Origin of the sequence: Palleniella muris (assembly GCF_004792655.1) — a bacterium.
Lineage (GTDB): Bacteria > Bacteroidota > Bacteroidia > Bacteroidales > Bacteroidaceae > Prevotella > Prevotella muris_A.
Window position 1 is genome coordinate 76338 of the sequence record NZ_SRZC01000003.1, and the last position, 26411, is coordinate 102748.

Below are 26411 nucleotides of genomic sequence, written 5' to 3' on the forward strand. Positions count from 1 at the left end.
ATTCTATTTTATTTAACAATTAGTTGTCTGTCTTTGTCAGTTTATATAGTAATTCCAGTTTTCATGCTCTTTGATGAAGTCAAGAAGTTCTCCCGTGACAGTAATGGTGTTCCTTACACGCAGTTTCAATGATTTTCCTGTTTCTGAATCCATGATTTCAAGGCATGCTTCTGTTGGTCCTGCTTTTTTTGAAAGGATTGTTGAGAAATCACTTATGTCATTCTCTGTGGTTGTGTTTGCATCAGATTGTTCAAATTGCTTTGACGGAATTGCTATTGTTATGCGATGAAGGCTTTCTTCCTTGATTTTTTGGAGGAATTGCACATCAATGACATCAATGTTGTAGTAGTTTGAGTTTTGGAACTTCTTTGCGCATTTCATTGTAATGTATATGGAGCAGCCTTCCTGCATCATTCCACTCCATTTTGCCCAGTCTTGACCGAAGAATGCAAGTTCTCCGGAGTTTTCAAAGTCCTCGATGGTCACACGCCCCATAGGATTGCCGTTTTTGGTGAATCCTGTGCGTATGCCGGTCACGATGCCACCAAGTGTTATGCTTTCCTTCTGTGAGAGTTCCTCTCTGTCTGCACCTTGTCCAAGTTCTGCAGGGTGGGTGTTGCACATGTTTTCCAATATGACACGGTATTCGTCAAGTGGGTGTGCAGACAAATATATCCCGACAAGGTCGCGCTCCTTGTTCAGTTTTTCAATAGCACTCCATTCTTCAAACTGCCCCGGTTTCGGCTTGGCAATTTCAATATCGTCGAAACCGCCAAACAGAGAATTCTGTGCCTGTTGCTTCTCTTGCTGGAAAAGCTGCCCGTATCTGACAAGTGCTTCCATGAAGGTTGTTCCTTTAGAATCAAGTGCAAAGAACAGTTCACGTGGAGAGCCAAAGCTGTCAAAAGCACCGCTGAGGGCTAATGACTCAAAGCATTTCCTGTTGACAAGGGAAAGGTTGACACGCTCCATCAAGTCATAGACATCTTTGTATGGTCCATTGTTTTCCCTTTCAGATATTATCGCCAAAGCCGGTCCTGCTCCCATACCTTTGATTGCTGCAAGACCAAAGCGTATTTCACCCTTTTTATTGACACCGAAATCGACATAAGATTCATTTACATCCGGACCAAGGCAAGGTACATTGATTGCTTTGCATTCGTCCATCAGTTTTGTTATTTCCCTTATATCACTCTTACGCCTTGTCATGATTGCAGCCATGAATTCGGCAGGGTAGTGTGCTTTGAGGTAAGCTGTTTGATATGCTACCCATGAATAACAAGCAGCATGTGACTTGTTGAAAGCGTATGATGCAAACTTCTCCCAGTCAGTCCAGATTTTCTCAAGCACTTTCGGGTCATGTCCGTTTTTCTTTCCACCCTCAATGAATTTAGGTTTCATCTTGTCAACGATGTCCTTCTTCTTCTTACCCATCGCCTTACGCAAGGCATCAGACTCGCCACGTGTAAAATTGGCAAGCTGACGTGAAAGAAGCATCACTTGCTCTTGGTAGACAGTGATACCGTAAGTATCTTTGAGATACTTTTCTGTTATGTCGATGTCATAGGTGATAGGCTCTTTGCCATTCTTACGGGCTATGAATGATGGAATATAGTCCATAGGTCCAGGGCGATAGAGAGCATTCATCGCAATAAGGTCTTCAAACACAGTAGGATGGAGCTCGCGAAGATACTTCTGCATACCGGCAGACTCAAACTGGAAAGTACCAATTGTTCTTCCGGATTGGTAAAGTTTGTAAGTCAACTCATCGTCAATAGGGATATTGTCAAGGTCAATATCCACCCCATGCACAGCTTTTACAATACGACAGCATTCCTTCTGCTCGGAAAGAGTTTTCAATCCGAGGAAGTCCATTTTGATAAGTCCTGTGGACTCAATCACATGACCGTCATATTGGGTGACAGCTGTCTTTGTGTTTGGGAAATCCGGGTCATCTGCCGTGGAAACAGGCACATGGTCAGAGATAGGGTCACGGCAGATGATAAAACCACAAGCATGGATGCCTGTTCCTCTGACTGTTCCTTCCAACATCTTGGCATATTTAATGGTGTTGGACTCACGTTTGTCCGGCGAGGCTTCGGCTTCCCTGAGTTCGGGCGTGCATTTTATTGCGTTGGGGAGATTCATCTTCAACCCGTCAGGCAGGCGGTCCGGTATGGCTTTGCAAAGAGCATTGCTTCTGTCAAGAGGGAGCTTCTCTACACGGGCGACATCTTTCAAGGAGTTCTTTGTCGCCATCGTGCCGTATGTTATAATATGGGCACAGTTCTCATGGCCATACTTGTCCATAACCCAGTTTAAGACCTTGCCACGTCCGTCGTCATCAAAGTCTGTATCAATATCAGGCAGAGAAATACGGTCCGGATTCAAGAAACGTTCGAACAGCAAATCATACTTCAAAGGGTCCAGCTTCGTGATGCCAAGGCAATAAGCCACAACAGAACCTGCAGCAGAACCACGTCCGGGACCGACCCATACCCCCAATTCTTTGCGTGCTGAGTTGATGAAGTCCTGGACTATAAGGAAATATCCGGGGAAGCCCATCGTCTTCATGATGTGCAACTCAAAGCGTATACGCTCATCAACTTCTTTGCCTATGCCATTCTCTTCTGCCCATGCAGTAAGCTCATCCGGCTGCAATGCTTTCCCATAAGGAATCACCTTGAATTCATTGCCATACAGACGTGATGCACCCTCGTATGCAAGTTTTCCCAAATAGTCAGCCTCGAACTTGATACGGTACAGTTTGTCGTACCCTCCAAGTTTTTTTATCTTCTGCACACCTTCTTCTTCCGGCAGCTGGTTTTCACCATATTCATCGGATGTGAATTCTCTGTACAAGTCTTGCTCTGAGAAATTCTCCCTCCACATTTCTTCCACACCAAATTCCTTTGGGATAGGGAAGAATGGCATTATCGGGTCAGAGTCAAGGTTATATGTCTCTATTTTGTCCAGAATCTCGCATGTATTGCTCAAAGCCTCAGGGACATCACTGAATATGGCGTTCATCTCTTCACGCGTCTTGAACCATTCCTGCTTTGAGTACAGCATTCTGTTTGGGTCATCCAAATCCGCTCCTGTAGACAGGCAGAGCAGATGGTCATGCGCTTCAGCGTTTTCCTCGTTCACAAAGTGGCAGTCATTGGAGCAAATTAGTTTTACTCCTTCCTCTTTTGCTAATTGTATTATGACATTATTGACTTTTTGTTGTAACGGGAATGTCTCTCGATTTGCACGCTGGTTAGGGTCTGTAACCTCATGACGCTGCAGTTCAAGATAATAATCGTCGCCAAACACACTTTTATACCAGCGGAGAGTCTCTCTTGCGCCTTCAATGTCATCATTGAGAATTTTTGCAGGCACTTCACCGGCAAGGCATGCTGAGCAGCAGACAATATCCTCATGGTATTTCTCCAAGTCATAATGGTCTGTACGTGGCTTCTTGTAAAAACCGTCAACCCATGCACGACTTACAATCTTAATGAGATTCCTGTAACCATTAAGATTCTTTGCAAGCAATATGAGGTGATAACGTTTGCGATCTTTTTCCTTGTCCTTATCCTCCTTGTGGCGTGGCGCGACATACACCTCACATCCGAAAATAGGCTTGAAAGGCTCTTTGCCTTCTTTTTTCAAGGCGGAATTTTTCTTGTTGCAGACATCAAACAATTCCTTAACGCCAAACATGTTGCCGTGGTCGGTTATAGCCATTCCACGCATTCCGTTGGCAATGGCTTTGTCGACCAAAGCGCCAACAGGCGATTGACCGTCAAGTATTGAATAATAAGTATGGACGTGAAGGTGTACGAAATCTTCCATGAAAAGTGCTTTTTATTTGTTTTGACATGACATGCCATGACAAAGATATTTCAAGGCAAAGTTAGGCATTTTATTTCACACCTACAACAATTTCTTCTAAAATAAACTAAAAAAGCGTGTTTTGGTCAAAAAAGACAATTTACATTCCTTATTTTAAATTAATTTTATTAACTTTGCAGAAAATATAATCCAAACAAATCTAACGACCTGTTTTTAATGGGAAAGAAAATGCAGAAAATCAAGCGCATAAAGCGTATCAGAATACATCGTGAGGGAAATGAAACCCTTGTTTACTCAGCATTCGTGCTTATAGCTGTCGCCGTTGTCCTATGGCGTACTTTTGAGTCACAAGTCCCTTTTTGGACTTTTGTGATTGTTTTTGGCAGCATCTGGTGTGTTGTCCTTAATTTCTTCCGATGCCCTATACGCAAATTTCCTGTTGACAGCGAATGTAGCACAGAGTATAAAGTTGTTGCCCCTGCTGATGGAAAAATTGTTGTCATCGAAGATGTTGACGAGGATGAGTATTTCCATGAGAAGCGCAAAATGGTCAGCATCTTTATGTCATTGTTCAATGTCCATGCCAATTGGTTCCCTGTTGACGGACATGTGCTGAAAGTTGAGCATTTTGACGGAAACTACCATAAGGCGTGGTTGCCGAAGGCTGCTGCAGAGAATGAGCATGCGGATGTCATAATCGAAGCAGCAAACGGTCAGAAGATTCTTTGCCGCCAGATTGCCGGAGCTATGGCTCGGCGAATTGTCACATATGCAAAGCAAGATGACGACTGCTATATTGATGAACATTTAGGGTTCATCAAATTCGGCTCACGTGTGGATCTCTTCCTTCCTACAGATGCAGAAATATGCGTTGAAATGGGACAAAAGACCGTTGGTGACCAGACAATAATAGCTTACTTGAAACAGCCTGCAAAGGATATATAGTCAGCATCTGTCTCCAAAGGAATCTTGGCAAAACAAAGGATAACTTAAATTTTAGCAAAATTGAAACAGAATATTCCTAATATGATAACATCCTGCAATCTTGTTTCGGGATGTATAGCAACTTACTACGCATTTAGCGGATATGCGTCGCTTGCTTTGCTATGGATTGTTGCCGGTGCTGCATTTGATTTCTTTGACGGAATGTCAGCACGTCTGCTCAAAGTGTCCTCACCAATAGGCAAAGAGCTTGACTCTCTTGCTGACGTCATAACATTCGGCGTGGCTCCGGCGACAATACTGTTTTCTGAACTGCTTGCTATTGATTATCCGTCTTTCCTTGAGCCTTTCCGCAATGTAGTTCCATTCTTTGCATTCATAATGGCAGCCTTTTCCGCTCTGCGATTGGCGAAATTCAATCTTGATGAGCGGCAGACAATGGGATTCATAGGTCTTCCTACACCGGCAAACGCATTGTTTTGGGGAGCACTCATAGTCGGTTATAAAAACTTTTTGGAGTCAAACGTTTATGCAGTGCCGGCACTTATTGTCTTGATGCTTGTCAGCTGCTGGCTGCTGGTTTCGGAAATACCTATGTTTGCATTGAAATTCAAGCATTGGGGAATAAGCCACCATGGCAATCCGGTAAAATATGGCTTCATCGCTTTCAGTGCTGTTGTTTTGTCAATATGGCAGATAGCCGGTATTGCCATTGTGATATTGGCATACATTGTTCTATCCGTGATTCTTGATGTCGTGAAGAAATAACTGCCTTTTCAAGGTCATTTTTACATAATTAGAATTAGTGATATGTTTATTATAAAATTTTTAGGCATACTTTTCTTGATTGTCGTTTTTCTTGCTGTGATATTTTTTGTCACAGTATTGTCAAAGTTCCTGAATATATTCAGGGCATTCCGAGGGCAAGCAACCACATCAAGACATAATACAAAACAACATAACCCGACAGTTTCCGGACAGCCAAAACCACGCAACAGCAAAATAGATAAAAACGAGGGGGAATACGTTGATTTTGAGGAGATTGATTAAAAAACCGAAACAAGGATAAACTTAGTATAGCAAAAGGTAGCACTTTGTATTCCAAAGTGCTACCTTTTGCTATATAAAATATAACCCTCTGTAACATGAAGTGTCACCTTTCATTTGCTATTGATTATTTTATATAAATTTTTGGGTGGGGATATTGATGACAGCCATTGCTTCATGGCACTGATTCATCAAAGTTCCATAAGTGTTGTTTCATGTCCACATATCCGTTTGCCTTTATTATGACACCTTCGGTCTTCAGCAAATCCGCTTGTTCCGCCCATCCCGGTGCAAGTCGTCCACAACTGTTTACAACTCTATGACACGGTATGCCATTCTTTGCAGAACATCCTTTTAACAGATGTCCCACCATGCGGGAACGGTTTGGCCACCCTGCAAGTTTAGCTACAAGTCCATAAGTCAGTACCTTACCCGCAGGAATAGCGTTCACCACCTCATAAACACCGTCTGTAAATTCCTTTTCCATCATTTGTAGAATTGCTCTGTCGTATGATACAAAGGTACAAAAAATAATTGTACCCCACAATAGCAGGGTACAATTCCTGTATAAGTAACTATTTTTTAGTATAACTAATTTTCAACAGTCGCATATTATTCCCACTCGATTGTTGACGGTGGTTTTGAGGAGATGTCATAGCAAACGCGGTTGACCCCCTTGACTTTGTTGATAATCTCATTGGAACATTTCGCCATGAAATCGTAAGGGAGGTGAGCCCAGTCGGCAGTCATCGCGTCTGTTGAAGTTACGGCACGGAGAGCAACAGGATGCTCGTAAGTGCGCTCGTCACCCATAACGCCTACGGAACGGACTGTTGACAGAAGTACCGTTCCTGCCTGCCAGATCTGGTCGTAGAGTGAAACCTCAATCTCGCCATTCTCCATGTCTGCCGGCACTCCTGCAGCGAGGACGGCACGTGCCTGCTCACCGGAAAGGCGTGTCTTGTATTCGCGCAGCCCGCGGATGTATATGTCATCGGCATCCTGAAGGATACGCACTTTCTCCGGTGTGATGTCGCCAAGGATACGCACAGCAAGTCCCGGTCCAGGGAACGGATGACGTGTGATGAGGTGTTCAGGCATCCCCATTGAGCGTCCGACTCGGCGCACCTCGTCCTTGAACAGCCACTGCAGTGGTTCGCAAAGAGAGAGGTGCATCTCCTTTGGAAGTCCGCCTACATTATGGTGGGACTTGATGACTTTACCCGTGATGTTCAGTGACTCAATGCGGTCAGGATAGATAGTGCCCTGTGCAAGCCATTTTGCATCCTTGATTTTCTTTGCCTCCTCATTGAAAACTTCCACAAAGTCGCGGCCGATAATCTTACGCTTCTGCTCAGGGTCAGAGACTCCGGCAAGGTCAGCGAAGAACTTCTCGCTTGCGTCCACACCGATAACATTGAGTCCGAGACACTTGTAATCCTCCATAACATCGCGGAACTCGTTCTTGCGCAGCATGCCGTGGTCAACAAAGATACATGTGAGGCGGTCGCCTATGGCTTTGTTCAGAAGCACAGCAGCAACGGAAGAGTCAACACCGCCGGAAAGACCAAGGATTACGCGGTCATCACCAATCTGCGCTTTCAACTCCTTTACTGTCGTTTCAACAAAAGAGTCCGCGCTCCAATCCTGCTTTGAGCCACAGATGCCTACAACGAAGTTCTTCAGCAACTGTGTGCCTTGGACAGAGTGGAACACTTCAGGGTGGAACTGCACAGCCCACACCGGTTTCTCGGTGGAAGCATAAGCAGCGTACTTCACGTCAGAGGTTGACGCAATGCACTCGCAGTCCTGAGGAACAGCGGTTATGGAATCACCGTGTGACATCCATACCTGTGAATTGTCATCAAAACCTTTGAAAAGCGCATTCTCCTTATTAATATAAGCGAGATGTGCGCGACCATATTCGCGTGTGTTCGTCTTCTCTACCTTTCCGCCGTTGGAATAGGAGTAGTACTGTGCGCCATAGCAGATTCCAAGAACCGGCAGTCTGCCGACAAACCGTGAGAGGTCTGGTTTGAAACCTTCCGGGTCATGCACAGAGAATGGTGAGCCTGAGAGAATCACGCCAATAACATCGGAGTCGTCCTCCGGATATTTGTTGTACGGCATAATCTCACAGAATGTATCAAGCTCACGGACACGGCGGCCTATCAACTGGGTTGTCTGGCTGCCAAAGTCTAAAATGATAATCTTTTGCATTCGGTTTTTATAATTGTTTTATGAATGTTGTTGCTGATTCAAGAGTTTCAAGTTTTCCGACATCAAGTATTTTGAGGTCATCCTTTTCTTCCCCTTGTATAGAAACTTTGTCACATACGCTGATATAGAAATCCATTATACTGAACTTTTCGGGCAAACTGTCCATCATTGCCATGACTTTTGGTGAGATAGAGTGGATGCCTGAAAATGCAAGCAGCTTTAACGGTCGGGAGTTGAGAGTCAAAGAACCGGGATTACAGCCCTTTTGCCGCAAGAGTTCGGCGTATGGGGATTTTATCTCTCCTGTTGCAATGTTTGTCCAACCTGCGAGCCGCATTTCTTGGTCGAAAAGCAGATAGCGTGAAGTCTTCCGTTGGGAGACTAACAGTGTAGCGTCATTCTTGATATTGCGTGCATAGAACTCTTGCAGGTTTGCATTGGACAGAATGTCAACGTTATGTATAAGGACATTACTATTATCATCATTATCAGCACCTTCACAGAAAAGGTGGGCAGCTTTTCTTATGCCACCTCCCGTATCCAATAGTCGGTCTGATTCATCAGATATCTTTATCGTTGATTTCCAATTGTTTCTGGTTATTGTTATAAAGTTTTTGATTTGTCCGCTGTGGTGGTGGGCATTTATGACAATAGTGTTTCCATTGCCGTCTGTTTTTTCAAGTATGTGTTGCAGCAGAGGTTTGTCTCCTATAGGGACAAGTGCTTTGGGTATTGTATCTGTCAGAGGTTTCAGTCTTGTACCAAGACCCGCAGCGAAAATCATTGTCTTCATTATCGTGAATATTTTTTATACCTTGTCGGCAAGTCAGGATTGGCGATGTTTATTTGTTTCTCTCCCTTTCCTTGATGAAACCATGACGGTAAGCATACAGAAGTTTGTTGAGGTTTGAGATTTGTTCCCTAAGTTCCGCTCCTTTATCAATGTCTGCAACATGCATTCGTTTGTTTGACATCTCAATTATCTGTATTGTAGAGACAATATCCGTCCCCCTGAGCACAGCATCTTCTGCACTTGTGAACTGTTCGTGCTGAACAAGCTGGAAGCCTCGTGAATGGTAGACGAGTGTATAGCCTGCTATACCGGTCTCTTTATGATAGGCTTCTGAAAATCCGCCATCAATAACCATGAGCTTTCCATTGGCTTTTATAGGATTTTCGCCGTTGGCGACATGAACAGGTACATGTCCGTTGATGATGTGCCGGTTTTGTCCTGTCAGCCCGAAAGCGTCCATTATACCGTCAATGATTTTCTCATTATCGCGGAGCTTGAAATAGTATCCTTTCTCCTCTTTATGGAGAGCTTTGTCGGCTATGAAGTAGCGTTCGAATGTTGACATTTTTGATTTGTCGAACAGGGGAGAGTCTTTTCCACACCAAAGGTACAGGAAATAGTCACGGGCATATTGCCTGTCTTCCGGTGAAGAGTCCTGCTGGAAAGCAGAGCGGACAAGCATGCCGATATTGTGCATCAACTCTTTGCCTTTCAGGAATGTGCCGGGAGTTATCTCAACTTCTTTCAGAGAGCCGTCTTCATTGAGCGGTATGGATGCGTGGAAGAGAAGATTTCCGTTATAGATGGCATACATGCATCCATGCGAAAGCATCAATCTGATGTGCTTCTGCAGCTTCTCAGAAACACGGAATGAATGGTGCAGTCTTTTTATCAGCAATCTTTCCTCATCTGTGAGGGTTGTTCCTGTTGGGAATGTGGCATGCTGCATCTCGTAAGTTATTCCATCGACGCAACATGTGTTGTTTTCAAGGCTGACAGTGGAGATTATATCTCTGTTCTCCATATGCCAATTAGGATGTTTATGGAAAAGTTCAGCCTCAAGTTTGAATTGGATTATAGAGATTGCCTTGTGCATCATGGCTGTCAGGCGTCGTTGCTTCTTGTCAAGGCTGGTATGCTTGTCAAGCGTGATGGGTTCAAAACCTGTACATGGGTCATCACTGTAATGTTCCATGGCAAATGTGGCGAGAGGTACAAGGTTTATACCATATCCTTCCTCTATTGTGGTGAGATTTGCATACCGGAGGCATATACGGATGACATGGCAGATACATGCGTCGTTGCCGGCTCCGGCTCCCATCCAAAGAATGTCATGGTTGCCCCACTGTATGTCCCAAGAATGATAGTTTGTAAGTGTGTCCATGATGATATGGGCTCCCGGTCCTCGGTCATATATGTCACCAAGGATGTGAAGTAGGTCAATGGAGAGACGCTGTATGACGTTGCATATTGCGATGATAAAATCATCCGCACGCTGTGTGGAGATGATTGTCTCGATAATGACATTAACGTATGCCGCCTTATTTTGGTCTTCTGTGCGTTCGTGGAGAAGCTCCTGTATTATATAGGAAAACTCTTCAGGCAGTGATTTCCTTACTTTTGAACGAGTGTATTTGGAGCATACATCACGGAGTACAGCAACAAGCTGATGCAACGTTATGTGATACCAGTCGCCAAGATCTTCTTCATTGGCTTTCACCAACTCAAGTTTCTGTTCCGGATAGTAAATGAGTGTGCACAGTTCCTTTTTCTCCAACTCGCGTAGTGTGTTGCCGAAAATTTCGTTCACTTTTCGCTTTATGTTCCCCGATGCATTCTTAAGGACATGCAGGAAGGCTTCATGCTCACCATGTATGTCGGCAAGGAAATGCTCTGTGCTCTTCGGGAGATTGAGTATAGCGGAGAGGTTTATTATCTCCGTTGCTGCGGAAGATATTGTCGGAAAATTGCGCGCAAGCAATTGCAGGTAGCGCATATCCTTTTCTATTTCGTTGTTTGCCATAGGATGCTAAGGTATATATTGATTATGTTGTCTTTATCGGAATGTTGAAATCATTAAATTTCTTATATAACATTTTTGTGGCTTTGCCTGACATGGGGTCAAGCGGCATGAAGCCAATGGAGAGTTGCAGTTTTTCGGCAAGTATCTGCATTATGCAGGAGCAGAATTCAGTAATGTCAAGACGCTTGATTATACTGCAGAATATTTCTTCGTTATATGTCGTATACATAAGGTGCTCGTAAATGGACAGCAATAGTATGCCTGGCGATTGCCAATTTTTGTCATATTGGTTTTTGCACAGCATTTTATGTAAATACAACATGTCTGTAGCCAAAGCTATTGCGTTGTTATCAGAGTCATACTCTTTGAGTATTTTCTGTTCTTTATCGGAGGTAGTGTATGGGACGATTGTTGATTTTGTTTTGAAGCGTGCCGGCAATCTGTCTATTGTAACCGGAATTTGTAAAGCCAACGTCTTCGTTCCTAATAATACCGGCTCCTTTATCCCATGGTCTATTGCATATATTTGGATATTCTTCCAATTGTGAGTAGAGAGCTTCTGCAACATTTCCAAAGTTTCCGGGGTGAAAGAAGGTACGCATTCAAACTGTTTTTCAGATAGGTCTGGCTCTTCTGTTTTTAACCATTGGATATGACGTATACTTACAGAGGCATGCAACAAAGCCCATATACATGCTTTCTCATGACAAGAAAGTTTGTTACGTTGAGCTGTATCTATGACTTTCTGATATAAGGCACGGAAAGTTTCCACTATCTGCTCATCATCTTCTTCTCCATTTGGTTCAGGAATAAGGGCTATGCGTTTTTTCCATCCAAGTTGCTTGATATCCTCAAGCTCTTGCGACGATGTCACATGCAGAACCATAGCCTTTCTTATGGCAAGGAATTGATAAGTGATGATGCATGGCAGTTTCTTCTTCCAAAAATCAGTCTGGATTTCTCTTTGTGACAGTCCATTGTGTGGAGAAAGAACGACAGGAATATTGCGGTGTAATGCCCATAGCTCCACTGTTGCAGCCTTAACGCTCCAGCAACCATGTATATGGATTATGTCCGGTTGCAATTCATTTGTCCGTTTGATAAACTCTGCTCGTGAAATGTTGCCAGACATAATGTTTGTTTCCACAGTTTTTCCCATAACTACTTGAAGCATTTGGACAAACCTTGCAGCCTGTCCCATACTTTTCTTGAAGTTTGGTATGTAGTGTAGAACTTTCACGCCGTGGAATTTTAATTATATATAAATCTGCTTGTAGATTATGTTGCGGAGCGACATATCAATGATATAACTATCATGCAGGAATGCTATGGAGAACAGCCCCGTATTTTCCTTGCTGAGATACAAGCTTTTTCTTCTCACTCCATGTGGCTTACACCATTTATTGATGATTTTCCTCACTTCACGCTTATGTTTGTAGCGTTTGAAAAATCCTATTTTTTTAAGGTGTGCATCTCCAAGCATTATTGGTCGAGTGTCCGACAAGGGGGTGTCTTCCAAAACATTGCCGACCTGTTGGAGCCACTCGTCTGACTCAGGGGAGAATGCCGGAGAAATCATCACCACATTATCATATTTTGCCGCTTTTACTCCAAGTAATATTTCTATTTCTTCATTAGTGACATATTGCGGCCGATCGGGAAGGTATGTTGAGTGGAGATTTTCATATTGATTGTAGAACGGCTCAAGAATATCTTTTATGTCACCCTTCTTTGTCTCACGGACGACAATCACCTCAAACTTGGCATCATATTGCTGACCCAATACCGTTGGTAACGTGTCACGCAATACAATGTCATTGTCATTGGTTATTACTATTATTGAAATGTTCTTGCTCATATCTTTTCAGGCATTAATTAAGGCCTTACTGTCGTTTTATTTGAACTCTTCAGAAAGATACCCAATCGGCAATGGGCGACAGTTGTATTGTGACGCCATAATCTCACCGTAAGCTCCAGCAGAGCGTATTGCTATAAAGTCCCCACGTCTTGTTTCTGCCATATCGTAGTTTTTGGCAAAAACATCGGAAGATTCACATATTGGACCTACAACATCGTATTCCTTGCTTACCCCATTTGGATTGGAAATGTTCTCTATATAGTGATAGGCATCATATAGAGCAGGGCGGATAAGGTCTGTCATCCCGGCGTCAAGTATGCAGAACTCCTTCTTTGTTCCTTTCTTTACATATATGGTACGTGTTATGAGAGTGCCAATTTGCCCAACGACAGAACGTCCGGGTTCAAAATGAATCTTTTGTCCATGACGCACTTTCATATTTTTTGCGTACACTTCGAAAAAGGACTTGAAATCAGGAACAGGCTTTTGGTTTGGATTTTCATAGTCTATGCCCAATCCACCACCGACATTAATGTTTTGTACCACTATTCCTTGTTCCTCAAGACGTTCCTGCAATTCATTGATACGATTACAGAGAGCCTCGAAGTCTTCCATTTCAAGTATTTGGCTTCCAATATGGAAATGAAGTCCTATAAACTCAATGTTTGGCATGTTCTTAGCCAACATAATGACCTTTTCCATGTCAGCCATAGGAATGCCGAATTTGTTTTCTGCAAGCCCTGTGGTTATATTGGAATGAGTATGTGCACCAACGTCTGGATTAATGCGGAATGCTATTCGCGCCTTTTTGCTTCGTGATGCAGCAAGTTGCTGTATGACTTCCAGTTCTTCAATGCTTTCGCAGTTAAAACAGAAGATGTCATTGTCTATGCCAAAAAGAATCTCCTTATCAGTCTTAGCTACTCCTGCATACACTATTTTGCTTGCTGGAAAGCCGGCTTCAAGAGCAGCCTTTATTTCATTGCCACTGACACAATCTGCACCCAGTCCAGCCTCAGAGATTATCCGAAGTACCTTCGGGTTTGCGTTTGCTTTTATAGCATAATGTACACAATAGTTCTCATACTTGCCGATTTCATTATTTATTGTGTTTAGTGTTGTGCGGAGCAGTTCCGTATCGTAATAATAGAATGGGGTTTCTATATTTTGAAATTTATCTATCGGAAACATCGTTGTGAAATATATGTACCTTGATTTTGAAAATATTGTAATGTATATCAGCCCTGAGTACATGCCGCATATAATGATGATATGCGGCATGTATCATTGATTATTTGAACAATGCGTCAGAAAGATTCTGCAAAGCACGCTTTTTATCACATTCACGAATGAGGAATGATATATTATAGTTTGAACCACCATAGGATATCATGCGTACAGGAATGTCTTTCATTGCAGCTGTCGCCCTTGCCTCGAATCCGACATTCTCCCAATCAAGGTCGCCTGCCACGCAAATGATGCACATGTCCTTGTCGACAGTTACTGTGCCGTAGTGCTTCAGTTTGTCTACAATGGCATCAAGATGAGTTGTGTTGTCTATAGACATTGAAACACCAACTTCCGACGTGCAGACCATATCAATAGAAGTCTTGAATTTCTCAAAAGTATTGAACACTTTGCTCAGGAATCCTGATGCAAGAAGCATACGCGATGATTTTATTTTGATGGCTGTAATGTTGTCTTTCGCAGCAACCGCCTTTATCGTACCACGCTGAAGCTCATTGTTGATGATAGTACCGGGAGCTTCCGGAGCCATTGTGTTCTTCAACGCAACAGGAATTCCTGCGTTCTTTGCCGGCTGTACACAAGTAGGGTGGAGAATCTTAGCTCCGAAATATGCCAGTTCTGCAGCTTCCTCAAAGTTCAACTGATGTACCGGTTCTGTATGTTCCACGATGCGTGGATCATTATTGTGCATACCGTCAATGTCTGTCCAAATCTGTATTTCATCAGCCTTTATTGCTGCGCCAACGATGGATGCTGTATAGTCTGAGCCACCACGTTGCAGGTTGTCAATCTCGCCATAAGCATTGCGGCAGATGAATCCTTGGGTAATATAAATCTGGTATCCGGGATTTTCATCAAGAATCCTTTTAATGTTCTCTTTTATGAAAGTCATGTCCGGCTCCTGATTTTTGTCTGTACGCATGAAATCCAATGCCGGCAACAATGTTGCCTTAATCCCAATCTGTTTGAGATAAGCAACCACCATATTTGTGGACATTATCTCTCCCTGTGCCACAACAGCACGCTCTTCGAAACTTGTGAAAGTGTCTTTTGAGAAAGAATGCAGATACTGGAAACAGTCATTCAGAAATTCGGTGATTTCAGCCTTGATGCCTTTGTCTGTGTACAACTCATCAACGTGCTTCATGTACTTCTTTTTCAGCTGGTTAATGATGTCGTGCGCACCATCGATGTTCTTCTTGTAGAAATAGTTGGAGATCTCAAGAAGAGAGTTGGTAGTACCAGACATAGCTGACAGAACAATGAATGTTGGTTCACCACTTTTGGTGATGAGTTTGCATACATCTTTCATTCTTTCTGGTGAGCCGACAGATGTGCCACCAAATTTCATTACTTTCATAATCCTATATGTTTTTGTTGTTTATTTCTGTTAGTGTGCTATTTTCACAGCGATAGACTATTCCTGGGAATTTGTCAAGCATTGGTATGTTGTGCGTGGACATGATAACCGTTGTCCCTGTGCGTGTAATGCCTTTCAACAGTGCAACTATGTTCTCGGCAGTTTCCGGGTCAAGGTTTCCAGTCGGCTCATCGGCAATTATAACCTTCGGTTTATTGAGCAAAGCACGTGCAATAGCTATACGCTGCTGTTCGCCACCCGACAGTTCATGTGGCAAGCTTTCTTTGGCTCCTGTCATACCGACAGCCTCCAGCACCTCATCTATGCGCGTATTGATTTCATCCTTTTTCTGCCATCCTGTAGCTTTCAACACGAAATGCAAGTTGTTGTACACTGTACGGTCATGGAGTAGCTTGAAATCTTGGAATATGATGCCCATCTCACGACGCAGCTCAGGAATATGCTTGCGTTTTATCTTCATGATTTCACGGTCAAGAACCACAGCGTTCTCTGCCTCGTCAAGGTCGAGTTCGCAATAGAATGTTTTAAGGAGAGAACTTTTACCTGAACCAACTTTACCAATGAGATAGATGAACTCTCCCTCATCGGCTCGGAAATTAATGTCTTTCAGGATGCACTGTTCGTCCTGATATATTGTAGCGTTCTTATAGTCTATAAGCATAGCCTTGCGTCCTTTGTTAATGTTTCTGCCAATTGGGATCATGACGTACCTGCAACTCCTTTGCAAGGTCTTCGATACGCAACCCTTTTGATGTGAGAAGCACAATAAGGTGATACAGCATGTCTGAACCTTCATAGACCAAACGGTCATTCGTGCCATTTGTTGCCTCTATGACAAGTTCAAGAGCTTCTTCACCAACTTTCTGAGCCATACGGTTCAGACCATCTTTGAACAGGGATGTTGTATATGAACCTTCAGGCATTTCCTGATGACGCTTTTCTATGAAATCCTGTAAATCGGAAAGAAACAGGAGAGGATTATTATCGTTATTCATTATGACTATATTTCTTATTATATGTTCTTTATACTCGCTTATCGTTTGCACATTATTATATAATATGCTTCAAAGGAAACAGCAAATGACTTTTATTTGTTTTCTTCGCCCCAACAGGTGTCGGTGCCGGTGTGACAGGTAGGACCGTGCGGGTGTACTTTTACAAGAAGTGTGTCATTGTCGCAGTCTACCTTTATGTCAATGAGGTCAAGGAAATTGCCACTTGTCTCGCCCTTCGTCCAGAGGCAGTTCCTGCCACGACTCCAAAATGTCACTTTCTTTGTATCAAGTGTCTTCCGAAGGGCTTCTTCGTTCATATATCCAAGCATCAGGACATTTTTCGTTTCTGCATCCTGAATGATAGCCGGTACAAGTCCGCCACCTTTTTCAAAATCTATATTCATAATCTTATGTTTATGCCTTCATTACTCAAATATTTTTTCAATGCAGGAATGGAAATCTCCCCGAAATGGAACACAGAAGCTGCGAGTGCGGCATCAGCCTTGCCAATGGTAAAGGCATCCTTGAAATGTTGCATCTCACCGGCACCTCCAGAAGCTATTACAGGGATGGACAACTCGTCAACTAAACGCGCCAAGGCTTCGTTAGCATATCCGGTCTTCACTCCATCATGGTTCATTGACGTGAACAGAATCTCACCGGCACCACGCTCCTGTGCCTCTTTCGCCCATTCAAAAAGCCCGTGTTCTGTACGTATGCGTCCTCCATTCAAATAGCAATGCCAGCCATCCTCATCCATACGCGCATCTATGGCACAGACACACACCTGAGAACCATACAATGACGTTATTTCTGAAATGAGCTCAGGTCGTCTTAGGGCTGCACTATTTACACTTACCTTATCAGCACCGGCATTCAGCAGATTGGTGACATCCTCTAATTGGTTAATGCCACCGCCTACGGTGAACGGTATATTCACCTCCTGCGCAACACGGCTCACCATTTCAACAAAGGTCTTTCTTCCCTCAAAGGATGCTGTTATATCAAGAAACACAATCTCATCGGCACCATTCTCCGAATATATCTTGCCTAATTCCACAGGGTCTCCCGCAGAACGCAGATTCACGAAATTGGTACCTTTGACAGTCTCGCCATTCTTGACATCGAGACAGGGGATTATTCTTTTTGCCAGACTCATTTGGTAAGGTGTTTTGTTATTTTATTATCAGCTTTGTGACATCTATGCGCCCCTCATAGAACGCTTTACCGAAAACAACTGCAGGAATACCACAGTTGTCAAGCTCCTCAATGTCTTCATTGGAAGAAACTCCACCGGAAGCTATCAAGTGCAAGTCCGGAAATTCTTGCATGACTTGCTTGTACAATGCCACCGCCGGACCTTGCAAAGTTCCATCTTTGCTGATTTCTGTACATAGCACATTCTTCGCTCCCATATCTACATACTTATGCAGGAAAGGGAGAAGGTCTTCTTGTGAATCTTCCTTCCAGCCATTGATACTGATTTTTCCGTTGCGTACATCAGCACCAAGTATGATTCTTTCCGCCCCATATTGTTGTAGCCATTGAGCGCACAGTTCAGGAGAAGTCACAGCAATACTGCCGAGTGTAACCATTGCAGCCCCTGCCTCAAATGCCTTTTCTATATCAGTAGCCGTCTTTATTCCTCCACCGAAATCAACAGTCAGACTCGTGGAAGAGGTTATTGCACGAAGTGTGGCATCATTTACAATGTGACGTGACTTCGCACCGTCAAGGTCAACAACGTGCAAACGCTTGAAACCAAGACGCTCAAATTCAATGGCAACGGCAACAGGGTCGTCGTTGTACACCTTCTTACAGTCATAGTCCCCTTTGGTAAGTCGGACGCATTTGCCGTCAATGATATCTATGGCCGGTATGAGTTCTATCATTATTCTTTCTGTAGTTTGCGGATATGCCGCTGTTAAAGTTTTATGAAATTCTCCAAGATACGGGAACCGACATCGCCGCTTTTTTCAGGATGAAACTGAGTGGCGTAGAAATTTTCCGTATGGATGGCTGCCGAATATGGCAGAGTGAAGTCAACTGTCGCGATAGTATAGTCTTTATGAAGAGGCACATAATAACTATGCACGAAATAGACATAATCGTTTTCCATGACATTGTCAAACAGCAGAGACTTCAAGTCCGTAATGCTGTTCCAACCCATTTGTGGAATTTTTTCTTCATGGCAAGTAGGGCAGAAGCGTTTCACTTCCATTGGGAATATGCCGATACAGTCCGTGTCCCCTTCTTCCGAATGGCGGCAAAGAAGCTGCTGTCCCACACATATACCAAGAACCGGCTGCTTCAATGAGCGTATAACGCTGTCAAGACCACGCGCACGCAGATATTCCATAGCAGACTTTGCCTCGCCTTGTCCCGGAAATATCACCTTGTCAGCATTGCGAATCTGTTCGGCGTTGTCAGTAAGTATCGGCTCTATGCCTATACGGCGTAAAGCATTGACAACGGAATATATGTTTCCTGCGTTATATTTTACTATGGCTACCTTCATTGGAGTTCTAAGCGTTGCTGTATTTGTCTATTAATGCGATTATGGAAAAAAAATACCGAGGAATCATGAAAAGCAAGACCTTAATCCTTTATGGAAGGATATTTCCTGAACCATCCGTCAAGCCTCAGTCTCATCACGCCGAAGAATGCCTCGCCAAAAATACCACCGGACATCTTGCTGGTTCCCTCACGCCGATTCACGAAAATAACCGGGATTTCCTTGATTTTAAAGCCTATTTTATAAGCAGTAAATTTCATCTCTATTTGGAAAGCGTAGCCCTTGAACTTTATTTTGTCAAGCTCTATGGTATTCAGGACACGGCGTTTGTAGCACTTGAATCCAGCAGTGGTGTCATGAATATTGAATCCTGTGACAGCCTTTACATACTTTGATGCAAAATAGGACATAAGTACTCGTCCCATAGGCCAGTTGACAACATTCACGCCACTGACATAACGCGAGCCAATAGCGACATCGTTTCCCTCGTCAGCGCATGCTGAATACAGGCGTGGAAGGTCGTTAGGGTCATGTGAAAAATCGGCATCCATTTCAAAAATATAGTCATAACCTTCCCTGAGAGCCCATTTGAATCCTTGTATATATGCCGTGCCAAGCCCAAGTTTGCCAGAACGTTCGATAAGGAACAGGCGTTCTTTGAACTCCTTTTCCATTAACCGTTTCACTATATCCGCTGTACCGTCAGGAGAGCCATCATCGATTACGAGGATATTGAAAGCCTTCTCAAGCCCGAACACCGCACGCACGATCTTTTCAATGTTCTCCTTCTCGTTATAAGTCGGTATGATTATTATGCTGTCACTTTTCATGATTCAAAGTGTATTTAAGTCTTTTGCTGCCTTATCAGGCATCTATTTTATCGTTTAGTCTTTACTCAACTTATTCCACATATAGATTCCGTAGAAAGAGTTGATGAGATAGACACTGTACTTTGCCACTGTCATAAAGGAAAATTCCGAAGCGGACATCAGCCACATTGCTATATAGGCGACATTGATTGCAAGCCACATATACCACTGTTCAACAAATGCTTTGACAGATACATACATCGTGATTACCGACATCACAGTGGTGAAAGAGTCAAGCCATAGCTGCATTGGGTGGTCATAGTCCAGTTTCAGTGTCTTAAACTGCATGTCCGGCAATACGGCTTGCAACGTATCTATCATCCATGGACCAAAATATATAAGGAACACTCCAAGGGCAAGAGTGCCTGTCGCTACAGCCACGGCTGTCAAAAACCGCTGCTGCCATGTCATGTAGCGTGTGTGGATAGTCTGCGAATTATCATCACGCATGCGTTTTTTCCATTTCTTCCAGCCAACAAACTGCATTGGCAGGTTGTACACCAACCTCTGCAGCATATCACCATATATATGTGTGAAAAAGCATATATATATATGCAGGAAGGCTTCCACCGTACCGAATATCCAATTCGCGATAGATCCTTTTGCCCCAAGTACGACACAGAACACTCCCAATATGGCTGCAATGGCAGCAATAGTAGTATTGATTGTCACCTCACCCTTAATCAAAAAGCCTATTGCTGTGAGAGCAAGTATCGTGATTAGGAGTGTGACTTCAAATTTGTTGAGTCCTGTAACGGATTTTTTTGCTATGTCAAGATATTTGTTCATTTACTATACGTTCCCAAGTTTGTTGAGTTGTAGAGCTTTGTTTACTGGGTTACAAAGTCTATCTTACTTCCTTTTTCCTGTGTTTTTGAATATTTTATCAAGGAATTTTACCGTGTAATTTACTGTAGGCTGAAACCAAGGATGAAAGAACCAGAATGTGTGCAATGGCGCATCATGTATATAACTTTCGTGATAAATGCCATAAGCGTCCAACTTTTTTATGAGTTCTTCTTTGCCGTCAGAATAACGTGAAAGCTGGCTGTTTATGAAGCAGACTGGTGCAGAATGCCTTGAAACCCACACCACAGGCGAAGCCTCTGTCCAGTTTTCTTTGGCATCCTCATACAGTCCGCCAAGCCATTGAGCTGTCATTGGCATCTTATTATGCTTGCGCGCCTTCTCATTCGTATCATCGATGTTATTCTGCGATATGAATGTTGAACAGCCATCCATACTGACAACAGCTTGTATTTTGCTGCTCTGCTTTGCCCATTCTCCATTACCTTCATGGCGTTTCGAGCCATTGGTCATGCCTACAAGTGTGGCAAGCTGTCCTCCTGCTGAGCAGCCGGACATTGCAATCCGCTTTTTGTCTATGCCATACTGTGCTGCGTTGGCACGAGCCCAACGTACAGCCGTCTTCTGATCGTGCAAAGCGGCAGGGTAGTTGGCTTCCGGACGAAGGCGGTATTCGACAGTAATTGTGACATAACCTTGTGCTGCGATAGCCATTGCCATAGGGACTTGCAACGATTTGTCACCGGAATTCCAGCCTCCACCATGCACCATGATAAGGGCAGGATAAACATTTTTGCCTTTTGGGCGATAGATGTTCAGGCGAAGCTCTCGCTCACCATAAGGAGTGTTGTGCAGTGTTGTATATACAACATTCTCATAAGCAACAACATTTTCAGGCAATTCCTGTTTTGCCAGTTCTATGTTTGGATGATATTTCTTGTTATGGAAAAACGTTGAAATAATCGTGTATGATGTATCCCTCGGAACTTCCATATATTGTGCAAAAGTGCTGATATGGCAGCACATAAGCAGGGACAGTACGAGGAAGCATGACTTTTTCATTAATTCTTTATGTTTTTTGCCTGCAAAGGTACTGAAAAAAAATGATATTGACAAAATATATTAAACAAATTCACGTGTGTGTTACAATTATTCACTAATATGTGCACATAATGTCATTTATGCAAGGTACTTCTACTGTCGTCGGCATGGAATCACTTGCACACAAAAAAGCAATTGATTGGCAAACACAGACTTGCAAAACGTGCTTTTGGTGTTCTTTTGCGAAATAATTACGGTTGTATTTATGTTTTGTTTTCAACATGTTAATCGAGTTCATGTAGCAAATTGTTGCATATTAGGAAATATTATTGTAATTTTGCAAACAAAACCTTTTAGGCTATTATTTTGACACAAGGCATCGGTAATCCGGTGTCTTGTGGTTGCTGTTGTAAAAGAATAATTAAAAGAGATGAAAGAAAACACTATCCTTTCGCGTTATGCGGAGTCAGCACAGGCTGGAGCTCTTACCAAAGAGCTGGCGGACAAGTCTGTGCATACTGTCTTTTTGGAGGGACTGTCATGCTCAGCAGTTCCTTTGCTGCTGTCTTCCGTCAGCGGCAGGCTTGCCGATACAATGAAGACATCGGAAAAAGATGTAGCATTTGGCGGTACAATGCTTTTTGTGCTCAACGATGCAGACGAAGCAGGGTATTTGTATGCAGACTTGTGCCGATTGGTTGGTGATAGTGAGGTGTTCTTTTTCCCCTCATCCTACAAGCGTGCCGTGAAATATGGTCAGCATGACCCTGCAAATGAGATTTTGCGTACGGAAGTATTGGCAAAACTGTCTGAAAGGCAGAATTTTGGAAAGCACACTTGTGGCGGACGCCTGCTGGTTGTGACATATCCGGAGGCATTAGCGGAACTTGTTGTCTCCAAGCACGATGTTGACACGCGCAAGCTGCCGTTGGCACGTGAACAGCATATAGACATTGTCGAGGTAGAACGTCAGCTTCGAGAACTTGGCTTTATGCAGGTAGACTATGTCTATGAACCCGGGCAATTTGCAGTCAGAGGTTCCATCCTTGATGTTTATTCTTTCTCGTCCGAACTGCCTATAAGGATAGACTTCTTTGACGATGAGATAGATACGATACGAACTTTTGAGGTTGAAACTCAGTTGTCAAAGGACAGAATGGAGCAAGTCATCATTGTACCGCAACTGTCGGTAGTGGAAACAGAGAAACGCCCATTGACCTCTTTTTTCCCAAACAGTATTCCGCTAATAACCAAAGATGCTGCTTTTGTCCTTGAAAGGGTGGGGCAGATTTACGAAGAAGGTTTCTCGAAACAGGCACTTGAAGAACGCCTTGCCAATGCAACGGAAATGGAGCAGGCGCAGATAATAAAGGAGATGCGCCGTGACTCTCAGCTATGCTCACAGAGGATTATGCAGGAAGAGTTCGCGAGAATGAAGATTGTGGAGTATGGCTCTCAGATACAAGGTAGCAAACAATATGATGCGACAATGCGATTTCACATTGTCCCACAACCTCTCTTCCACAAAAATTTCGATTTATTGCGTGAGACACTTCGCCAACATGTTGATTCCGGATACAAAATAGGCGTACTCGCTGACAGTGAAAAGCAGGTTGAAAGACTTAATGAGATACTTTCGGCAACAAGTGATAACTATGTGAATACTTGCAGGATAGAGTTCCAAAGTATAGGCTTTACTCTGCATGAAGGCTTTATCGACAACGATTTGAAGCTCTGTCTTTTCACCGACCATCAGATTTTCGACAGATTCCATAAATATAATCTGAAGTCCGACAATGCGCGGCATGGCAAAATGACTCTTACGATGAAGGAGTTACAAGAAATGGAGCCCGGAGATTTCATCGTCCATGTTGATTTCGGCATCGGAAAATTTGCAGGTCTGGTGCGTGTACCTGTCGGAAACTCATATCAGGAGGTTATCCGTATTGTCTATCAGAACAATGACAAAGTGGATGTTTCGATACATTCTCTTTATAAAATAAGCAAATATCGCAGTAGCACAACCGGTGAGCCGCCACGTTTGTCACATCTTGGCACAGGTGCATGGGAACGTCTGAAAGAGCGTGCAAAGAAGAAGATAAAGGATATTGCACGCGACCTGATCAAGCTGTATGCAAAGCGGCGTCATGAAAAGGGCTTTGGCTTTTCTCCTGATTGCTACTTGCAAAACGAGCTTGAGGCCTCATTCTTGTACGAAGACACACCTGATCAGCTGAAAGCGACGCAGGAGGTGAAGCACGACATGGAGTCGTCACGCCCAATGGACAGGCTTGTTTGCGGTGATGTAGGTTTTGGAAAAACAGAGGTGGCGATACGTGCAGCGTTCAAGGCTGCGTGCGACAGCAAGCAAGTTGCTGTGTTAGTGCCAACTACGGTGCTTGCATTCCAGCATTACAAGACATTTGCAAAACGCCTTGACGGACTGCCTGTGAGAGTGGACTACCTGTCTCGTGCACGAACTTCCAAACAAACCTCAATGGTGCTGAAAGACCTTGCAGAAGGAAAAATCGACATACTCGTCGGCACTCACAAACTCATAGGAAAGTCGGTAAAATGGAAAGACCTTGGACTGCTGATAATAGACGAGGAGCAGAAATTCGGTGTTTCGACAAAGGAAAAGCTTCGTCAGGTGAAGACAAACATCGATACGCTGACGATGTCAGCCACACCTATCCCACGTACTCTTCAGTTTTCGCTGATGGGTGCAAGAGACATGAGCATTATGCGCACCCCTCCACCAAACCGTCATCCTATACACACGGAGTTAGGGTCTTATGGCCACGAAATCATAACCGATGCGATTGAGTTTGAGATGTCACGCAACGGGCAAGTGTTTTTTGTAAACCCACGCATTTCAAACCTTACTGAAATTGCACGGCTTATAGAAAAACATGTTCCTGATTGCAGGGTTGCCATAGGTCATGGACAAATGAATCCGGATGCTCTGGAGAAGATTATCATGGGATTCATGAACTATGATTATGATGTCCTGCTGTCCACAACAATAGTGGAGAACGGCATTGATGTCCCGAATGCCAACACTATAATCATAAACGATGCGCACAAATTCGGGCTTAGTGACTTGCATCAGATGCGTGGGCGTGTCGGCAGAGGTAACAAAAAGGCATTCTGCTACTTGTTGTCTCCACCTCTGTCTTATCTGTCCCATGATGCAAGGACACGTTTGGAAGCTTTGGAGACTTTCTCTGATTTGGGAAGCGGCTTCTCGCTTGCCATGCAAGACCTTGACCTGCGAGGAGCAGGCAATTTGCTGGGAGCGGAGCAAAGCGGATTCATGGAAGACCTTGGATATGAGACTTATCAGAAAATCCTGAAACAGGCAGTGCAAGAACTTAAGAATGAAGAGTTCCAAGACCTTCAGGAAGAGCAACTGCTTGAAGCACAGAGCGAAGGACGTTGCATGGAAAGCCTGGACTTTGTCGATGACTGCGGTGTTGAAAGTGACTTGGAAATGTATTTCCCTGACATGTATGTGCCGGGAAGTGCTGAACGTATGCTGCTTTACCGCGAGCTTGACAAAATAGAGACAGACAAGGATTTGGAGGACTATCGCAAGAGATTGGAAGACAGATTCGGTCCTGTTCCCCACGAAGGCGAGGAGCTGATGTCTGTGGTTATGCTGCGCAGACTTGGCAAGAGGCTTGGTTGTGAGAAAATTGTGCTTAAGCAGGGACTGATGCAGTTGCATCTCCTTCGTGACCAAAGCAGCCCTTATTACAAGACCAAGGCATTTGGAAGTATCATTGGATATGCCACATCCAACCCACGTCGTTGTCAGTTTAAGTCTGTCAGCGGTTCGCCACGTATTGTCATCTCCAACGTTCCTACTGTTGGAGATGCACTTAAGATATTGTCAGGCATAATGAGTAAATCAGAACAAGCAGACAAGATAGGAGGATTGAAAAACTCATGACTTTTTTGCCCTCCGTATTTTGCATAGAAACAATATAGAGGGCAGAGACAGCTAAATATCGCACGGAGTCTAAAATCACTCTATCTTCCTACGTATCAACACATTATCATTAAAAACAAAAATCACACACATAAAAAGGCACAATGATTCGTTACCTTTCACTCGTTCTTGATAACGAACCATTGTGCTTTTCCTATCCTTATTGACTGCAAAAGGTCAGTTTTTCCTGTTCAAAAGATAACCATTTGTAGCATGAAAGCTCACTGCTGGCAAAGTTAAGTGCTGTCTGTTACCTCCGGAAGCATCGTTTTTTACTATTATGATAAATAGAGAATTAGAAAACTCATGCCGTTTATTTTCCATGGAAAGGGCATAATAAAAAGGCCATATGGTGTATGTTTATTCCATATAGCCTTTCTTGTTCAGGGATTCACGCCTATCTATCTATTTCCGTCAATTGGAAATTATTGTTGAAATCAAGTTCCATACGGTTAGAGAGTTTTATCGCATACCCTTTTCTGTCCCGCTCTATCTTTACGATTTTTTCTTTCGGATAGTTGCTTTTTACATAGTTGTATATTTTAACAGGAACAACCTTTTTGGGGACAACCGTAGCCTTACAGTCTATTTCTTCCCAATTTCCGTTGCTGTCAAAGTCTATTTTATTTCCATTGACAAATGTCACTTCATAATCCTTTGTAATGATTTTGTTTTCCATTTTCACAAGCGCCACTTTATTGGCGTTGAAATGTGATTTCAGAAAAAGCTGTGCGTTATTTGGCAACTGCTTTACAGTTATGACTTTGTCATTGCCGGCAAAAGCAACGACTGTGAATACAGTGAGTAGACAAGTGAGGATAAGTGCTAACTTTTTCAT

The 26411-nt window shown here is 43.4% G+C and carries 21 protein-coding genes and 2 pseudogenes; 4 read left to right on the plus strand and 19 right to left on the minus strand.

The features are described from left to right. Positions 1 to 36 precede the first annotated feature (36 nt). Complete coding sequence (gene dnaE, locus E5358_RS02455; RefSeq protein WP_135938731.1) at positions 37 to 3840, minus strand: DNA polymerase III subunit alpha; 3804 nt, start codon at positions 3838 to 3840, stop codon at positions 37 to 39. A gap of 216 nt (positions 3841 to 4056) precedes the next feature. Here dnaE and E5358_RS02460 point away from each other — a divergent pair, with 216 nt between their 5' ends. From E5358_RS02460 to E5358_RS15525, 3 genes are all read left to right on the plus strand, one after another. Further along, positions 4057 to 4785, plus strand: a complete 729-nt coding sequence (locus E5358_RS02460) for a phosphatidylserine decarboxylase family protein (RefSeq protein WP_135938732.1) — start codon at positions 4057 to 4059, stop codon at positions 4783 to 4785. Between the two features lie 81 nt (positions 4786 to 4866). Continuing rightward, a complete protein-coding gene (locus E5358_RS02465; RefSeq protein WP_135938733.1) occupies positions 4867 to 5550 on the plus strand; it encodes a CDP-alcohol phosphatidyltransferase family protein in 684 nt (227 codons plus the stop codon). 42 nt (positions 5551 to 5592) lie between these two features. Beyond that, positions 5593 to 5832, plus strand: coding sequence for a DUF4834 family protein (locus E5358_RS15525; protein ID WP_135938734.1), 240 nt, complete (start codon positions 5593 to 5595; stop codon positions 5830 to 5832). Positions 5833 to 6004: 172 nt separating this feature from the next. Here the strand turns inward: E5358_RS15525 and E5358_RS02475 are convergent, their stop codons facing one another. From E5358_RS02475 to E5358_RS02555, 17 genes and pseudogenes are all read right to left on the minus strand, one after another. After that, positions 6005 to 6319 carry an MGMT family protein gene (locus E5358_RS02475; protein WP_135938735.1) on the minus strand — a complete coding sequence of 105 codons (315 nt, stop codon included), beginning with the start codon at positions 6317 to 6319 and terminating at the stop codon, positions 6005 to 6007. 122 nt (positions 6320 to 6441) lie between these two features. Further along, positions 6442 to 8049, minus strand: coding sequence for a glutamine-hydrolyzing GMP synthase (gene guaA / locus E5358_RS02480; protein WP_135938736.1), 1608 nt, complete (start codon positions 8047 to 8049; stop codon positions 6442 to 6444). 7 nt (positions 8050 to 8056) lie between these two features. Next, positions 8057 to 8842 (minus strand): sugar phosphate nucleotidyltransferase, encoded by a 786-nt coding sequence (locus tag E5358_RS02485; RefSeq protein ID WP_135938737.1) that lies wholly within the window; start codon positions 8840 to 8842, stop codon positions 8057 to 8059. A gap of 49 nt (positions 8843 to 8891) precedes the next feature. Further along, on the minus strand, positions 8892 to 10865 hold the full coding sequence (locus E5358_RS02490; RefSeq protein WP_135938738.1) for a fructose-1,6-bisphosphatase: 1974 nt from the start codon (positions 10863 to 10865) through the stop codon (positions 8892 to 8894). Between the two features lie 22 nt (positions 10866 to 10887). Continuing rightward, on the minus strand, positions 10888 to 12012 hold the full coding sequence (locus E5358_RS02495) for a glycosyltransferase (protein ID WP_168354564.1): 1125 nt from the start codon (positions 12010 to 12012) through the stop codon (positions 10888 to 10890). 108 nt (positions 12013 to 12120) lie between these two features. After that, positions 12121 to 12723 (minus strand): glycosyltransferase family 2 protein, encoded by a 603-nt coding sequence (locus E5358_RS02500; RefSeq protein WP_135938740.1) that lies wholly within the window; start codon positions 12721 to 12723, stop codon positions 12121 to 12123. Positions 12724 to 12759: 36 nt separating this feature from the next. Then, positions 12760 to 13914, minus strand: a complete 1155-nt coding sequence (gene lysA, locus E5358_RS02505) for a diaminopimelate decarboxylase (RefSeq protein ID WP_135938741.1) — start codon at positions 13912 to 13914, stop codon at positions 12760 to 12762. Positions 13915 to 14014: 100 nt separating this feature from the next. Beyond that, complete coding sequence (locus E5358_RS02510; RefSeq protein WP_135938742.1) at positions 14015 to 15331, minus strand: aspartate kinase; 1317 nt, start codon at positions 15329 to 15331, stop codon at positions 14015 to 14017. A 4-nt stretch (positions 15332 to 15335) separates the two neighbouring features. After that, positions 15336 to 16013, minus strand: a complete 678-nt coding sequence (locus E5358_RS02515; protein WP_135938743.1) for a cell division ATP-binding protein FtsE — start codon at positions 16011 to 16013, stop codon at positions 15336 to 15338. A 16-nt stretch (positions 16014 to 16029) separates the two neighbouring features. Then, positions 16030 to 16329: pseudogene (hisE, locus tag E5358_RS02520) on the minus strand (phosphoribosyl-ATP diphosphatase); the annotation flags it as partial. Between the two features lie 108 nt (positions 16330 to 16437). Beyond that, positions 16438 to 16751 (minus strand): annotated as a pseudogene (hisI, locus tag E5358_RS02525) (phosphoribosyl-AMP cyclohydrolase); the annotation flags it as partial. After that, a complete protein-coding gene (gene hisF / locus E5358_RS02530; RefSeq protein ID WP_135938744.1) occupies positions 16748 to 17506 on the minus strand; it encodes an imidazole glycerol phosphate synthase subunit HisF in 759 nt (252 codons plus the stop codon). The gene hisF and the pseudogene hisI, both read right to left, overlap by 4 nt. 16 nt (positions 17507 to 17522) lie before the next feature. Beyond that, positions 17523 to 18239 (minus strand): 1-(5-phosphoribosyl)-5-[(5-phosphoribosylamino)methylideneamino]imidazole-4-carboxamide isomerase, encoded by a 717-nt coding sequence (gene hisA, locus E5358_RS02535; protein ID WP_135938745.1) that lies wholly within the window; start codon positions 18237 to 18239, stop codon positions 17523 to 17525. A 32-nt stretch (positions 18240 to 18271) separates the two neighbouring features. Next, positions 18272 to 18865: an imidazole glycerol phosphate synthase subunit HisH gene (gene hisH / locus E5358_RS02540; protein WP_135938746.1), complete on the minus strand. Its 594-nt coding sequence runs from the start codon at positions 18863 to 18865 to the stop codon at positions 18272 to 18274. A gap of 80 nt (positions 18866 to 18945) precedes the next feature. After that, entirely contained in the window at positions 18946 to 19695 is a 750-nt protein-coding gene (locus E5358_RS02545; RefSeq protein WP_277821143.1) for a polyprenol monophosphomannose synthase, read from the minus strand. A 51-nt stretch (positions 19696 to 19746) separates the two neighbouring features. After that, entirely contained in the window at positions 19747 to 20520 is a 774-nt protein-coding gene (gene pnuC / locus E5358_RS02550; RefSeq protein WP_135938748.1) for a nicotinamide riboside transporter PnuC, read from the minus strand. A gap of 63 nt (positions 20521 to 20583) precedes the next feature. Continuing rightward, a complete protein-coding gene (locus tag E5358_RS02555) occupies positions 20584 to 21600 on the minus strand; it encodes an alpha/beta hydrolase (protein WP_277821137.1) in 1017 nt (338 codons plus the stop codon). Between the two features lie 409 nt (positions 21601 to 22009). On the opposite strand from E5358_RS02555, the gene mfd reads away from it, so the two are divergent. Next, on the plus strand, positions 22010 to 25534 hold the full coding sequence (gene mfd / locus E5358_RS02560; RefSeq protein ID WP_135938749.1) for a transcription-repair coupling factor: 3525 nt from the start codon (positions 22010 to 22012) through the stop codon (positions 25532 to 25534). A 436-nt stretch (positions 25535 to 25970) separates the two neighbouring features. Here the strand turns inward: mfd and E5358_RS02565 are convergent, their stop codons facing one another. Beyond that, positions 25971 to 26411 carry a PepSY-like domain-containing protein gene (locus E5358_RS02565; protein WP_135938750.1) on the minus strand — a complete coding sequence of 147 codons (441 nt, stop codon included), beginning with the start codon at positions 26409 to 26411 and terminating at the stop codon, positions 25971 to 25973.

Excerpts from the sequence above, each read along its gene's own strand:
- E5358_RS02485 (WP_135938737.1), bottom strand. The coding sequence starts at position 8,842 with ATGAAGACAATGATTTTCGCTGCGGGTCTTGGTACAAGACTGAAACCT.
- pnuC (WP_135938748.1), bottom strand. The coding sequence starts at position 20,520 with ATGAACAAATATCTTGACATAGCAAAAAAATCCGTTACAGGACTCAAC.
- E5358_RS02465 (WP_135938733.1), top strand. The coding sequence starts at position 4,867 with ATGATAACATCCTGCAATCTTGTTTCGGGATGTATAGCAACTTACTAC.
- E5358_RS02565 (WP_135938750.1), bottom strand. The coding sequence starts at position 26,411 with ATGAAAAAGTTAGCACTTATCCTCACTTGTCTACTCACTGTATTCACA.
- E5358_RS02475 (WP_135938735.1), bottom strand. The coding sequence starts at position 6,319 with ATGATGGAAAAGGAATTTACAGACGGTGTTTATGAGGTGGTGAACGCT.
- E5358_RS02500 (WP_135938740.1), bottom strand. The coding sequence starts at position 12,723 with ATGAGCAAGAACATTTCAATAATAGTAATAACCAATGACAATGACATT.
- hisH (WP_135938746.1), bottom strand. The coding sequence starts at position 18,865 with ATGAAGGTAGCCATAGTAAAATATAACGCAGGAAACATATATTCCGTT.
- E5358_RS02460 (WP_135938732.1), top strand. The coding sequence starts at position 4,057 with ATGGGAAAGAAAATGCAGAAAATCAAGCGCATAAAGCGTATCAGAATA.
- hisF (WP_135938744.1), bottom strand. The coding sequence starts at position 17,506 with ATGAGTCTGGCAAAAAGAATAATCCCCTGTCTCGATGTCAAGAATGGC.
- E5358_RS02510 (WP_135938742.1), bottom strand. The coding sequence starts at position 15,331 with ATGAAAGTAATGAAATTTGGTGGCACATCTGTCGGCTCACCAGAAAGA.
- E5358_RS02555 (WP_277821137.1), bottom strand. The coding sequence starts at position 21,600 with ATGAAAAAGTCATGCTTCCTCGTACTGTCCCTGCTTATGTGCTGCCAT.
- hisA (WP_135938745.1), bottom strand. The coding sequence starts at position 18,239 with ATGATAGAACTCATACCGGCCATAGATATCATTGACGGCAAATGCGTC.
- E5358_RS02490 (WP_135938738.1), bottom strand. The coding sequence starts at position 10,865 with ATGGCAAACAACGAAATAGAAAAGGATATGCGCTACCTGCAATTGCTT.
- mfd (WP_135938749.1), top strand. The coding sequence starts at position 22,010 with ATGAAAGAAAACACTATCCTTTCGCGTTATGCGGAGTCAGCACAGGCT.
- lysA (WP_135938741.1), bottom strand. The coding sequence starts at position 13,914 with ATGTTTCCGATAGATAAATTTCAAAATATAGAAACCCCATTCTATTAT.
- guaA (WP_135938736.1), bottom strand. The coding sequence starts at position 8,049 with ATGCAAAAGATTATCATTTTAGACTTTGGCAGCCAGACAACCCAGTTG.
- dnaE (WP_135938731.1), bottom strand. The coding sequence starts at position 3,840 with ATGGAAGATTTCGTACACCTTCACGTCCATACTTATTATTCAATACTT.
- E5358_RS15525 (WP_135938734.1), top strand. The coding sequence starts at position 5,593 with ATGTTTATTATAAAATTTTTAGGCATACTTTTCTTGATTGTCGTTTTT.
- E5358_RS02515 (WP_135938743.1), bottom strand. The coding sequence starts at position 16,013 with ATGCTTATAGACTATAAGAACGCTACAATATATCAGGACGAACAGTGC.